11 protein-coding genes are annotated in these 12,821 nt (G+C 67.0%); 8 read left to right on the top strand and 3 right to left on the bottom strand.

The features are described from left to right. Positions 1-8: 8 nt before the first annotated feature. The 3 genes from rfbA to MMF98_RS01410 all read right to left on the bottom strand — a co-directional run bounded on the left by rfbA (position 9) and on the right by MMF98_RS01410 (position 4,276). Positions 9-887: a glucose-1-phosphate thymidylyltransferase RfbA gene (gene rfbA / locus MMF98_RS01420; RefSeq protein WP_243303510.1), complete on the bottom strand. Its 879-nt coding sequence runs from the start codon at positions 885-887 to the stop codon at positions 9-11. Positions 888-1,137: 250 nt separating this feature from the next. Further along, positions 1,138-2,199: a dTDP-glucose 4,6-dehydratase gene (gene rfbB, locus MMF98_RS01415; RefSeq protein ID WP_243303508.1), complete on the bottom strand. Its 1,062-nt coding sequence runs from the start codon at positions 2,197-2,199 to the stop codon at positions 1,138-1,140. A 91-nt stretch (positions 2,200-2,290) separates the two neighbouring features. Beyond that, the gene (locus tag MMF98_RS01410; RefSeq protein ID WP_243303506.1) at positions 2,291-4,276 is read right to left on the bottom strand and encodes an SDR family oxidoreductase; all 1,986 of its coding nucleotides are present in this window, start codon (positions 4,274-4,276) and stop codon (positions 2,291-2,293) included. 207 nt (positions 4,277-4,483) lie between these two features. On the opposite strand from MMF98_RS01410, the gene MMF98_RS01405 reads away from it, so the two are divergent. From MMF98_RS01405 to MMF98_RS01370, 8 genes are all read left to right on the top strand, one after another. Further along, positions 4,484-5,008, top strand: a complete 525-nt coding sequence (locus tag MMF98_RS01405; protein WP_243303504.1) for a phasin family protein — start codon at positions 4,484-4,486, stop codon at positions 5,006-5,008. Positions 5,009-5,115: 107 nt separating this feature from the next. Continuing rightward, the gene (locus tag MMF98_RS01400) at positions 5,116-6,438 is read left to right on the top strand and encodes a patatin-like phospholipase family protein (RefSeq protein ID WP_243303496.1); all 1,323 of its coding nucleotides are present in this window, start codon (positions 5,116-5,118) and stop codon (positions 6,436-6,438) included. 95 nt (positions 6,439-6,533) lie between these two features. Beyond that, complete coding sequence (locus MMF98_RS01395) at positions 6,534-7,199, top strand: TetR/AcrR family transcriptional regulator (RefSeq protein ID WP_243303494.1); 666 nt, start codon at positions 6,534-6,536, stop codon at positions 7,197-7,199. Positions 7,200-7,239: 40 nt separating this feature from the next. Then, complete coding sequence (locus MMF98_RS01390; RefSeq protein ID WP_243303490.1) at positions 7,240-8,013, top strand: tetratricopeptide repeat protein; 774 nt, start codon at positions 7,240-7,242, stop codon at positions 8,011-8,013. A gap of 148 nt (positions 8,014-8,161) precedes the next feature. Beyond that, positions 8,162-8,746 (top strand): YdeI/OmpD-associated family protein, encoded by a 585-nt coding sequence (locus MMF98_RS01385; RefSeq protein WP_243303488.1) that lies wholly within the window; start codon positions 8,162-8,164, stop codon positions 8,744-8,746. A gap of 129 nt (positions 8,747-8,875) precedes the next feature. Beyond that, positions 8,876-9,562, top strand: coding sequence for a glutathione S-transferase family protein (locus tag MMF98_RS01380; protein WP_243303483.1), 687 nt, complete (start codon positions 8,876-8,878; stop codon positions 9,560-9,562). Positions 9,563-9,758: 196 nt separating this feature from the next. Beyond that, the gene (locus MMF98_RS01375) at positions 9,759-11,339 is read left to right on the top strand and encodes a caspase family protein (protein WP_243303480.1); all 1,581 of its coding nucleotides are present in this window, start codon (positions 9,759-9,761) and stop codon (positions 11,337-11,339) included. Between the two features lie 141 nt (positions 11,340-11,480). After that, positions 11,481-12,809: a multifunctional CCA addition/repair protein gene (locus tag MMF98_RS01370; protein WP_243303478.1), complete on the top strand. Its 1,329-nt coding sequence runs from the start codon at positions 11,481-11,483 to the stop codon at positions 12,807-12,809. Positions 12,810-12,821: the final 12 nt, after the last annotated feature.

The raw sequence follows: 12,821 nt of genomic DNA, 5'->3' as shown, positions 1-12,821 counted from the left end.
GAAGCAGTTCAAATCTCATTGATGAGGCGCAGCAGATATTGCCCGTACTCGTTCTTCTTCATCGGAGCGGCAAGCTTCTCCACCTGGGCCTTGTCAATAAGGCCGTTACGCAGCGCAATCTCCTCTAGGCACGCAATTTTCAGTCCCTGCCGGCGTTCCAGCGTTGCTATGAACTGCCCAGCTTCCAGAAGGCTGTCGTGCGTGCCAGTATCCAGCCAGGCATAGCCGCGCGCCATGATTTGTACATTCAGGTTACCGGCTTGCAGATAGTGCTGATTGACGCTCGTGATCTCGAGTTCGCCCCGCGCGCTGGGTTTGATCGATTTGGCGATGCCAATCACGTCGTTATCGTAGAAATAAAGCCCGGTAACTGCGTGATGGCTCTTGGGCTGGGCAGGCTTTTCCTCGATGCTCGTCGCCTTGCCCGAGGCGTCGAATGCGACGACCCCGTACCGCTCCGGGTCGTGCACGTGATAGGCGAACACCGTCGCTCCATGCTGGCGGGCATCTGCCTCGCCGAGCAGGCCGGCAAAACTGTTGCCGTAAAAGATGTTGTCGCCGAGCACCAGCGCGCAGGTGGACTTCCCGATGAATTCCTCACCGATGATGAAAGCCTGCGCCAGGCCGTCGGGGCTTGGCTGCACCGCGTACTGAAGATTGAGGCCCCATTGCGAGCCGTCTCCCAGCAGTTGCTGGAAGCGAGGCGTGTCCTGCGGTGTGCTAATGATGAGAATGTCCGTGATGCCCGCCAGCATCAGTGTGCTGAGCGGGTAGTAGATCATCGGCTTGTCGTACACCGGCAGCAGTTGCTTGCTCACGACCAGCGTCGCCGGCTGGAGCCGGGTACCTGCACCGCCTGCAAGGATGATGCCTTTTCGTTCAGTCATTGCTTTGTCCCGCTGTTATCTCGCCCACTAGTTGCCGTAAGCCCGCTTCCCGGACCGGCAGGCAACGCCAAATTCCGGCTTGAATTTTCATGTGCCCCTGCGGGAATTCGGCGGCCTTGCGGCGGCCAGCGGAAACGCTGCAGAATGCACTGGCTCGATGGTTTCATCGTGCACCGCCGCCACTGCCCGTACATCGGGAGCTTCGGCGTTGACGAGAAAAGCCGCGTTGCGCGCGGCCAGAAGAGCTGTCTCATGCCGCAGCGTACTGCTTCTGCACCCAGTCGCGATAGCCGCCGCTTTGGATGTTGGCCACCCATCCCGGGTTAGCCAAGTACCACTCCACCGTCTTCCGGATTCCAGACTCGAAAGTCTCGGTGGGCTTCCAACCCAATTCCTTTTCCATCTTGCTCGCGTCGATGGCGTAACGGCGGTCATGGCCAGGGCGGTCCTTGACGAACGTGATTTGCCCGCTGTAACTCTTGCCTTCGGCACGCGGCCGCATCTCGTCCAGCAATCCGCATACTGTATGGACGATGTCCAGATTGGGCTTCTCGTTCCAGCCGCCAATGTTGTAGACCTCGCCGGGACGGCCTGCTTCAAGTACGCGGCGGATCGCGCTGCAATGGTCCCGTACATAGAGCCAGTCGCGCACCTGCTGCCCATCTCCATAAACAGGCAGGGGCTTGCCGGCCAGCGCATTGACGATCATCAGCGGGATCAGCTTCTCTGGAAAATGAAAAGGCCCATAGTTGTTGGAGCAGTTGGTCGTGAGGACCGGCAAACCATAAGTGTGATGGTAGGCTCGAACCAGATGGTCGCTTGCGGCCTTGCTCGCGGAATACGGGCTGTTGGGCTCGTAGCGGCTGGTTTCCGTGAATGCTGCATCCGTTGGCGCGAGAGAACCGTAGACCTCATCGGTGGAGACATGGGCGAAGCGAAACTTGGCCTTGTCTTCCGGAGGCAGGCCGCCCCAATAGCTACGCACGGTCTCCAACAGACGGAAGGCGCCGACGATGTTGGTCTGGATGAAATCTTCCGGCCCGTGAATCGAGCGATCCACATGTGATTCCGCCGCGAAATTCACCACGGCCCGAGGCTTGTAGGTGGCCAGCACACGCGCGACAGCCGCGGTATCGCCAATGTCACCTTGAACAAAGATATGCGCCGGATTGCCTTCGACCGAAGCCAGGTTTTCGAGATTGCCAGCGTAGGTCAGGAGATCGAAATTGACGACTGGCTCGCTATGCAAGCTGAGCCAGTCCAGGACGAAATTGGCGCCGATGAAACCCGCGCCGCCGGTGACCAGAATCATGTGTTTCCCTCGAGAACGCCTGGCGCCGCGCGCGCGCCGGGCAACTTCCCAATTATCTCATCGTCTCGAGGGTGCGAGCGGCTTCCCTCCCTCAGAAATGAATCCCCCGCATCATCTGCTGCATCGCCACCGCCTCGGCCGACAGCTGCGGCTTGCCGGACTTGTCGCCCTTGGCGGCCGACGAATCCGGGAACATGCGGAAGCTGGTGTTCATGACGATCTGCATGATGCGCGGGAACAGCGCATGCAGCACCTGGCCGGCGATGCCCAGGCGGGTGGCGATGCGCACGTTCTTGTAGATGCAGGCGCCGGCCACCATGTCGGCCGCCTCTTCCGGGCTCAGCGTGGGCACGTTCTTGTAGATGTTGGTCGGCGCAATCATGGGGGTGCGGACCAGTGGCATGTTGATGGTGGTGAAGCTCACGCCCTGGTCGGCGTACTCGCTCGACGCGCAGCGCGTCCAGGCGTCCAGCGCGGCCTTGGACGCCACGTAGGCCGAGAAGCGCGGCGCGTTGGTCAGCACGCCGATGGAGCTGATGTTGACGACATGGCCCTTCTTCTTCGCCGTCATCGTCGGCAGCAGGCCCATGGTGATGCGCAGGCAGCCGAAGTAGTTCAGCTGCATGGTCCGCTCGTAGTCGTGGAAGCGGTCATAGCTGTTCTCGATGGCGCGGCGGATGGAGCGGCCGGCGTTGTTGATGAGGAAATCCACGCCGCCATGGTTCTCGATCAGCAGTTTCACGAAGCGGTCGCAGTCGTTCATGTCGGCGATGTCGGCCGGGTAGCAGACGAAGCTGTAGCCCTTCGCCTTGGCTTCTTTCTGCGCTTCGTCGAGCTTGTCCTGGTCGCGGCCGCAGATGATGGTCACGGCGCCGGCCTCGGCGAACTTATGGGCCGAGGCCAGGCCGATGCCGGAGGAGCCGCCGGTGATCAGCACCACCTTGCCCTGCACCGTGCCGCGCAGCGTGCGGTCGATGGCGAGGTCCGGGTCCAGGTGGCGCTCCCAGTAGTCCCACAGCCGCCAGGCGTAGTCCTTCAAGTGCGGGCATTCGATGCCCGAGCCCTTGAGCTGCGCGTCCAGCTCGCGCCGGTCAAAGCGCGTTGGGTAATTCACGAAGGTGAGCATGTCTTCGGGAATGCGCAGGTCGTGCATGACGGCCGCCTTGACGCGGCGCACCGGCTTGATGGACAGCAGCGTCTTGGTGACACTGCGCGGAATGAAGCCCAGCAGCGCGGCATTCACGAAGAGGTTCATCTTGGGCGCATGGGCCGCCTTGCTGAAGATGTCCAGCACGCCGCCCACGCGGTAACCTTCGCTGTCCACCACATGGAAGCACTTCTTGTTGATGCCCGCCTTGTGGCTGATGAAGTCCAGGCAGTTCACGACGAAATCCACCGGGACGATGTTCACGCGGCCGCCTTCCAGGCCGATCACGGGCATCCATGGCGGCAGCAACTGGCGCATGCGCTGGATCAGCTTGAAGAAGTAGTAGGGGCCGTCGATCTTGTCCATCTCGCCGGTCTGGCTGTCGCCCACCACCATGGCCGGGCGATAGACGCTCCAGGGCACCTTGCATTCCTTGCGCACGATCTTCTCGCTCTCGTGCTTGGTCATGAAATACGGGTGGTCGTAGTTCTCGGCCTCCTCGAACATGTCCTCGCGGAACACGCCTTCGTACAGCCCGGCGGCGGCAATCGACGAGACATGGTGGAAATGCCCGGCGTCGATGGACTTGGCGAGCTCCACGGTGTTGCGCGTGCCCTCGATGTTGACGGCGATCTGGCTCTCCTCGTCGGCGCCGAGGTCGTACACCGCCGCAAGGTGGTAGAAATGGTCGATCTGGCCCTTGAGCTTCTTGACGTCCTCGCCGGCCACGCCCAGCTTCTTCGCAGTGAGATCGCCGAACACCGGCACCACCCGGGAGGCACTGGCGCCCCAGAATTCACGCAGCGCCGCCACTTTCGATTCGCTCTCCTTGCGGATCAGAAAGTGCACCACGGAGCCCTTGCGCTCCAACAGCTTTTTGACCAGGCGTTTGCCGATGAAGCCGGTTGCCCCGGTGACGAAATACTGCATGAATACCTCCGGATAGATGCCGCATTCTTGCTTAAACGGCAGGGGCCTCCATTCAGCAGAAACCCGTGCCAACCCTAGGGTTCGACCCCTAGTGATTTAGGAAGCCTCACCTAAACGCCTCCGGGATCAGCGCTTAAAGTGCACCTCATGCGCCGCCCCCGCACGAGCCGGGCGGTGCGCCCCTCAACCCATCGTTTGGAGCCCCTCATGGTCAAGAAACTGCAGAAACTGAGCGCAGAGAAGAAAGCCGGCGCGCAACTCTCCGGCACCGTCAAGGAATCCGCCCAGCAGATCTGGCTGGCCGGCCTCGGCGCCTTCGCCAAGGCCCAGGAAGAAGGCGGCAAGGTGTTCGAGACCCTGGTCAAGGAAGGCCTCTCCATCCAGCGCAAGACCCAGGCCGTGGCCGAGGAAAAAATCTCCGAGGCCACCAACCGCATGGCCAACATGGCCACCGACATCAGCTCCAAGGCCTCCGGCCAGTGGGACAAGCTGGAGAACATCTTCGAAGACCGCGTCTCCAAGGCCCTCAACAAGCTGGGCGTGCCGTCGGCCAAGGACATCGATGCCCTGATCGCCCGCATCGACGAGCTCAACAAGAGCGTGCAGAAGCTGTCGGTCAAGGCCCCTGCCGCGCCCAAGGCCGCCGCCCCTGCGGGCGCGGCCAAGCCTGCAGCCAAACCAGCCGCCAAGCGGGCGTCTTCGCGCACCGCGGCCGCACGCAAGTCCGCGTAAGCCGGCATGCCGCCGCCTGAAGGGCGCCCAGGCGCCCTTTTTTACGCCCGTCGCATTTGCTGCGCTGCAGCAGTAGGCGGGATCGATGCTTCTTTCCGCACGCGCCCATGACCCGTTCCACCCCCCGCACGCCACCCACCGCCCAGCCTTCCGGCGCCCCTCGCTCCACTGCGGCGCCCAGGGCGCGGAAGCGGGCACCGAGCCAGCCCCGCATTGCGCTGGCGCTGGCCGGTGGCGGACCGCTGGGCGCGATCTACGAGATCGGTGCGCTGTGTGCGCTCGAGGAGTCGCTGTCGGGCCTGGACTTCACCGGGTTGCACCACTATGTGGGCGTGTCCGCCGGCGGCTTCATCGCGGCGGGCCTGGCCAACGGCATGTCGCCGCGCGAGCTGTGCGCGTCGTTCATCGAGAACGACCACCAGGTCTCGGAAGTGTTCGACCCGGCCTGGCTGATGGTGCCGGCCTACAGCGAGCTGGCGCGGCGCGGCATCATGTTCCCGGGCCTGGTGTCCTCGGCGCTGTGGCGCTTCGTGCTCGGGCGCAAGTCGTTCACCGGCGCGCTGGAGCGCCTGGGCCCGGCGCTGCCCACGGGCATCTTCTCCAACAGCGAGATCGACCGCCGCCTGGCCACGCTGTTCTCGCGCGAGGGCCGCACCAATGATTTCCGCCAGCTGAAGACCCGGCTGACCCTGGTCGCCACCAACCTGGACAGCGGCGAGGCCGCGCCGTTCGGCCGCGCCGGCTGGGACCACGTGCCGATCTCGCGCGCCGTGCAGGCCAGCTCGGCGCTGCCCGGGCTGTTCCCGCCGGTGGAGATCGATGAGCACTACTACGTGGACGGCGCGCTCAAGAAGACCCTGCATGCCTCGGTGGCGCTGGACGAGGGCATCGACCTGATGCTGTGCCTGAACCCGCTGGTGCCGTTCGACTCGACGCAGCCGCAGGCCGCACCCGTCATGCAGCGCGGCCTGCCCGCGGAGCGGCGCGCCATCCCGCGCATCGTGGACGGCGGCCTGCCCGCCGTGCTGAGCCAGACCTTCCGCTCCATGATCCATTCGCGCATGGAGCTTGGCATGAAACACTACGAGCGCGCCTACCCCGACACCGACATCGTGCTGATCGAGCCCGACCACCGCGACCCCGAGCTGTACCTGGCCAACACCTTCAGCTACGGCCGGCGCCGCCAGCTCGCCGAGCATGCCTACCAGCAGACCCGCCGCCTGCTGCGCTCGCGCAAGACCGGCCTGTCGGCGCAGCTCGGGCGGCACGGCGTGACGCTGCGCCACGAGGTGCTGGACGATCCGAAGCGGCACCTCGTCGCCCCGCCCGCCGCGCCCACGCGCCTGGGCCAGGCCATCGCCTCACTGCAGGAAGTCATGGAAGACCTGGGCCACGTCACCCGTGCCGCCGCGCGGCCAGCTTCGGCCTGAAGACCCCAAACCGTACTCGCCTTCCCTACTTCCGCGCCCCCAGCGACTGGGGTAGAGTCGCCATCAGACCAAAAAGCAACAAGGGGCAGACATCCATGGCGAAGAAGGCGCCGCGCCGAACCGCAGAACGCATCCTGGAGGTCACGCTCGACCTGTTCAACCGTTTCGGTGAACCCAACGTCTCGACCACGCTGATCTCGGCCGAACTGAGCATCAGCCCCGGCAACCTCTACTACCACTACCCGGCCAAGGACGAGTTGATCAACTCGCTGTTCGACCGCTACGAGCGCTCGCTCAGCGAGTTGCTCAACGCCAGCGACGGCGTGCGCGACGTGGAGGACGCCTGGTTCTTCATGCACACCCTGTTCGAGCTGATCTGGCAGTACCGCTTCCTCTACCGCGACCTGAACGACCTGCTGTCCAAGAACCGGCGCCTGGAAACCCATTTCCAGTGGGTGCTCAAGAACAAGACCCGCGCGGTGCGCGCGCTGCTCGACGGCATGAACCGCTCCGGCGCCCTGAGCATCGATTCGCGCGAGGTCGAGGCCACCGCCACCAGCATGGTGGTGGTGCTGACCTACTGGTTGAGCTACGAGTACGTGCGCGACCCGCGCCGCGCGCTGGAGCCCGAAAGCGCCCAGCTGGCCCTGCTGCGCGGCGCCCACCATGTGCTGAACCTGCTGGTGCCCTACCTGGAGCCGGGCCAGCGCATGCACCTGCTGGGCCTGGTCGGGGCCTACAGCAACGCCGACAACCCCTGAGAGCGTGTCCACGTTCCAACGACCGAAGGAGACAACCATCATGGCCCAATGGATCGTTTTCCCCCATGCCGGCGACTACGCCTTCGACGCCGCCAGCGCCAGGAAGCACTGGGAGCGCCTGCACGCCGGCGATGCCGAACCCTGCCCCAAGGAAGCCAAGGTGCTCGAGGCCTGGGCCCTGTTCCACAACGGCGAGTTCCAGAAAGCCGCCCAGGCCGGCCTGAAAGCCGGCGGCGCGGGCCTCACGGTGGCCAACAAGGCCGCCTGCATCTATGCCAACTACCTGGAGAAGAAGGAGAAGGCCAAGCTCGACCTCTTCACCGAAGTGGCCGAGCGCGCCGCGGCCCAGGCGGCCGAAGACCCGAAGAACGCCAACGCCTGGTACTGGCAGGCCTATGCGCTGGGCCGCTACAGCCAGGGCATCAGCGTGGCCAAGGCGCTGGCCCAGGGCCTGGGCGGGCGGGTCAAGGAGGCGCTGGAAAAAGCCATTCAGCTCAGCCCCAAGCACGCCGATGCGCGCATTGCGCTGGGCGCGTTCCACGCCGAGGTGATCGACAAGGTGGGCCCGCTGATCGGCAGCATGACCTACGGCGCCAAGAAGGACACCGGCCTCAAGCTGTTCCAGGAAGCCCTCGCGCTCAACCCCGGCTCGGCCATCGCGATGATCGAGTACGCCAACGGCCTGGTGATGCTCGAAGGCGACCGGAAGATGAAGGAAGCCACCAAGCTCTACGAACAGGCCGCCACCAGCAAGCCGATGGATGCCACGGAGCGGCTCGATGTGGAGATGGCCAAGGCGGAATTGCAGGACTGAGCCCGGCCCGGAGGCGGGCGGCGGCGCCCTTCGCTTCCCCGATTCGCCATCAATTCGCTATCGAATGAATAGCAAGCTTTGTCCGCCCGGCCTGGACATCGGCCCGAAATCGCTTTAAAAATCGCCGAAACCCCGTCTCACCCGCCCCATGGCCACCCCACGCCCCGAACTTCCCGTCCTGTACTTCGAGCACGCCGCCGGCTGGCACCAGTGGCTGGCCCGCCATCACGCCACCAGCGCCGGCGTCTGGCTGCGCATCGCCCGCCAGGACGCCGGCCCGCCCTCGCTCACCTACCCGCAGGCGCTCGACATCGCGCTGTGCCATGGCTGGATCGACGGCCAGAAGCAGCGCGGCGACGAGCAGGGCTGGCTGCAGAAATTCACCCCGCGCGGCGCCCGCAGCCTGTGGTCTCAGCGCAACCGCGGCAAGGCGCTGGCCCTGATCGAGGCCGGGCAGATGCAGCCCGCCGGCCTGCGCGAAGTCGAGCGCGCGCGCCAGGACGGCCGCTGGGACGCGGCCTACGAGGCGCAGGGCAGCGCCACCGTGCCACCCGACCTGGCCGCCGCGCTCGACGCATCGCCGCGCGCCAAGGCCTTCTTCGCCACGCTCGACTCGCGCAACCGCTACGCCGTGCTGTTTCGCACCCAGACCGCCAAGAAGGCCGAAACGCGCGCGCGCCGCATCGAGCAGTTCGTGCAGATGCTGGCCCGCGGCGAGAAGCTCCACCCCTGACGCCACGCCCCCGGCATTGATGCGCGCCCTCCCCGCCGCGCATCAATGCCGCGGGTTTTTCGCATCAATGGCCGCGGCCCGACGCAGTAGCATGGAAGGCCTGTTCCCACCCAGCCCGGCGACACCACCATGCTCAAGCTCTACATCGGCAACAAGAACTACTCCTCCTGGTCCATGCGGCCCTGGGTGCTGCTCAAGCAGGCCGGCATCCCGTTCGAGGAAGTCATGCTCCGCTTCGACACGATGGAGCCCGGCTCGGCCTTCAAGCAGGCCGCCGGCAGCATCAACCCGGTCGGCAAGGTGCCGGTGCTGCTGGACGGCGAGCTCGCCATCTGGGACACGCTGGCCATCGCCGAATACCTGGCCGAGCGCTTCCCCGACCAGCACCTGTGGCCGCAGGCCACCGCCGCGCGGGCCCGCGCGCGTAGCGTGTGCGCCGAGATGCACTCGGGCTTCTCGGCGCTGCGCAGCCACTGCGGCATGAACATCGAAGCCTCCTTGCCCGAGGTCGGCGCCGTGATCTGGCGCGACCAGCCCGCGGTGCGCGCCGACGTGCAGCGCCTGGTCGAGATGTGGAGCGCGCTGCTGGCCGAGCACGGCGGGCCGCTGCTGTTCGGCAGCCGCTTCAGCATCGCCGACGCCTACTTCGCCCCGGTCTGCACGCGGCTGAAGACCTATGCGCTGCCGGTGCCGGCCGAGATCGCGGCCTACGTCGAGCGCGTGCACGCGCTGCCCGGCGTCAAGGCCTGGATCGCCGACGCGCTGACGGAACACGCGTTCGTGGTGATCGACGAACCCTACCGCGCCGCGCGCTGACGGCGGGGCCGCGCGGCCTGCGGCCGGCTTTTCCCGCCATTTCGGCATCAAACCGGCCCGATGTCCTTGATGTGCGGTCGTTTCATGCTATTTATTTGATAGCACCCCCGGACCGCAACCTGGCCCGACAGGCGGCCGCCCGATCAGATGAGGCCGTCGCCGAAGAGCGCCGCACCGGCTGGTGCACAATTTCCCGATGACGTCCCTCCTGCCCCGCGCATGCACCCTGCTCGCCGCCGCTTTGCTGTGGTGCGCCCCGCCCGCCATGGCGGCCCGCCTCGCGCTGGTCATCGGCAACGATACCTACCGCAACGTGCCCGCCTTGCGCAATGCCCGCACGGACGCCAGCGCCATGGCCCGCGCGCTCGAGCAGAACGGCTTCAAGGTCACCCTGCTGCAGGACCTCGACGAGCGCAGCTGGCGCGCCGGCCTGCGCACGTTCAAGGCCCGCGTGGCGGAGGGCGATGACGTGGTCTTCTTCTACGCCGGCCACGGCGTGCAGATCGACGCGACCAACTACCTGCTGCCGGTGGATATCCGCGCCGTAAGCGAGGACCAGGTGCGCGACGAGGCGGTGCCGCTGCAGCGCGTGCTGGAAGACCTGGAGGAAAGGAAGGCGCGCTTCTCGATGGTCATCGTCGATGCCTGCCGCGACAACCCGTTTCGCGCCAAGGGGCGCGCCCTGGGCGGCAGAGGCCTCGTGCCCACAACGGCCGCCACCGGGCAGATGATCATCTATTCGGCGGGCAGCGGGCAGCAGGCGCTGGACCAGCTCGACGCCAACGACAAGGACCCGAACGGCCTGTTCACGCGCGTCTTCCTCAAGGAGCTCGGCAAGCCGGGCCTGCCGGTCGACCGCATGCTGCGCAGCGTGCGCGACGAGGTGGCCCGCACGGCGCGCAGCGTGAAGCACGACCAGGTGCCGGCGCTGTACGACCAGTCGCTGGGCGACTTCTATTTCCGCCAGGGTGCGCCGGCAGCGCCCACGGGGGCCGCTGCGGCGGTGCCCGTGCCGCCGGCCAGCCGCCAGCCCGTGATCGGCTTCGCGCGCTTCGAGGGCGACGCGGCCAGCGGCGCGCTGGTCACGCGCATCGCCGGCAGCAACCTGGAGCGTAGCGGGCGCTTCGCGCTGGCGGATGCCGGGACGGCCAGCATGAGCGAAAACCAGCGCCCCGATGCGGCGCTGTGGCAATCGACGGGCGCCAGCTACGTGGTCGGCGGCTCGGCGGCCACCCTGCCCGACGGGCGTGTGAACGTGAAATTCCGCGCCTGGAACCTGGCCAACCCGTCCGACATGGGCGGACAGTCCTTCACCGTCGAGGCCCGCGACCTGCGCCTGGTCGCCCATCGCATTTCCGACTTCCTGCAACTGAAGATCACCGGGATTCCAGGCACCTTCTCGTCGCGCAGCGCCAAGGCCACGCAGGCGAAGGGGCGCTACACGCTCATGGTGTCCGACAGCGACGGCGCCAATTCGCAGCCCGCCCTCGCGTCACCCCAGCCGGTCATGCTGCCGACCTGGTCGCCCGGCGGCACGCACCTGGCCTATGTCTCCCTGGAATCGGGGCCGCCGGTTTTCTTCATCCACACGGTCAGCACCGGCGTGCGGCGCACCAGCGCTGCCACGGCGCAGCTGGCGCAGGCCTGCACGGCGGAAATTTCAGCCTTCCAGGGCGGGCCGGAAGCGTCGAGGGAAGACTGGCTCAAGGATGACTGGATGAAGCTGGCGGCCAGCGGCTGCCCCGCGGCCATGGCGGCGGAGCTGAAAGGCCTGTGAGCGCGGCCGGCGGCCGGCTTTTCCCGCCATTTCGGCATCAAATTGGCCCGATGTCCTTGGTACACGGTCATTTCATGCTATTCATTCGATAGCAACCCTCGGCCGCCGCCCGCGCCGGCGGTGACTCATTACACTGCCTGTATGAAGATCTACATGGTGGGCGGCGCGGTGCGCGATGCCTTGCTCGGGCGGCCGGTGCAGGACCGCGACTGGGTGGTCGTCGGCGCCACGCCCGAGGAACTGGTCGCGCAGGGCTACCTGCCGGTGGGCCGCGACTTTCCCGTCTTCCTGCACCCCGAGACGCGCGAGGAATACGCGCTCGCGCGCACCGAGCGCAAGACCGCGCGCGGCTACCACGGCTTCGCCTTCCATGCGGCGCCCGACGTGACGCTGGAGCAGGACCTGGCGCGGCGCGACCTGACCATCAACGCCATCGCGCAGGACGCCCACGGCGCGCTGACCGACCCGTACCACGGCCGCCAGGACCTGCAGCAGCGCGTGCTGCGCCACGTGACCGGCGCGTTCCGCGAAGACCCGGTGCGCATCCTGCGCGTGGCGCGCTTCGCGGCGCGCTTTGCCGATTTCAGCGTGGCCCCCGGCACCCTGGCGCTGATGCGCGAGATGGTGGACAGCGGCGAGGCCGACGCCCTGGTGGCCGAGCGCGTCTGGCAGGAACTCGCCCGGGGCCTGATGGAGGCGCGGCCCTCGCGCATGTTCGAGGTGCTGCGCGATTGCGGCGCGCTGGCGCGGCTGCTGCCCGAGGTGGACCGCCTCTGGGGCCCGCCGGAGGGTGGAGCCTCGGCACGTGCGACCCCGCAGGCGGGCATGAACCCGCTGCACTGGCCACGTGCCGAGGGCCCACGTTCCGCGGGTTCGCCGCAGCGCGCCGAATACCACCCCGAGGTCGACACCGGCGTGCACCTGATGATGGTGCTGGACATGAGCGCGCGGCTGGCCGCGCCGCTGCCGGTGCGCTTTGCCTGCCTCACGCACGACCTCGGCAAGGGCACGACCCCGGCCGACGTGCTGCCGCGCCACATCGGCCACGAGGAGCGCAGCGCCCGGCTGCTCAAGGGCGTGAGTGAGCGCCTGCGCGTGCCCGCCGACTGCCGCGAGCTGGCCGACGTGGTGGCGCGCGAGCACGGCAACCTCCACCGCAGCGGCGAGTTCGGCGCGGCGGCGCTGGTGCGCCTGCTCGAGCGCTGCGATGCGCTGCGCCGGCCGCAGCGCTTCGAGCAGGTGCTGCTGGCCTGCGAGTGCGATGCACGCGGCCGCCTGGGCTTCGAGGAGCGGCCCTACGCGCCGCGCGAGCGGCTGCGCGCGGCGCTCGCGGCGGCGCAGTCGGTGGCCACCCATGAGGTTGCCCTGCAGGCCCAGTCGGCGGGGGCGCGCGGCCCCGAGATCAGCCGGCTGATCCACCAGGCGCGCATCGCGGCCGTCGCGGCCGCTCTGGCGCCGGACGGCGCCTGACCCCGGCCACGC

Origin of the sequence: Variovorax terrae (assembly GCF_022809125.1) — a bacterium.
Classification (GTDB): domain Bacteria; phylum Pseudomonadota; class Gammaproteobacteria; order Burkholderiales; family Burkholderiaceae_C; genus Variovorax_A; species Variovorax_A terrae.
The sequence above is the reverse complement of the archived record's forward strand: the minus strand, read 5'-3'. Positions and strand labels throughout refer to the sequence as shown.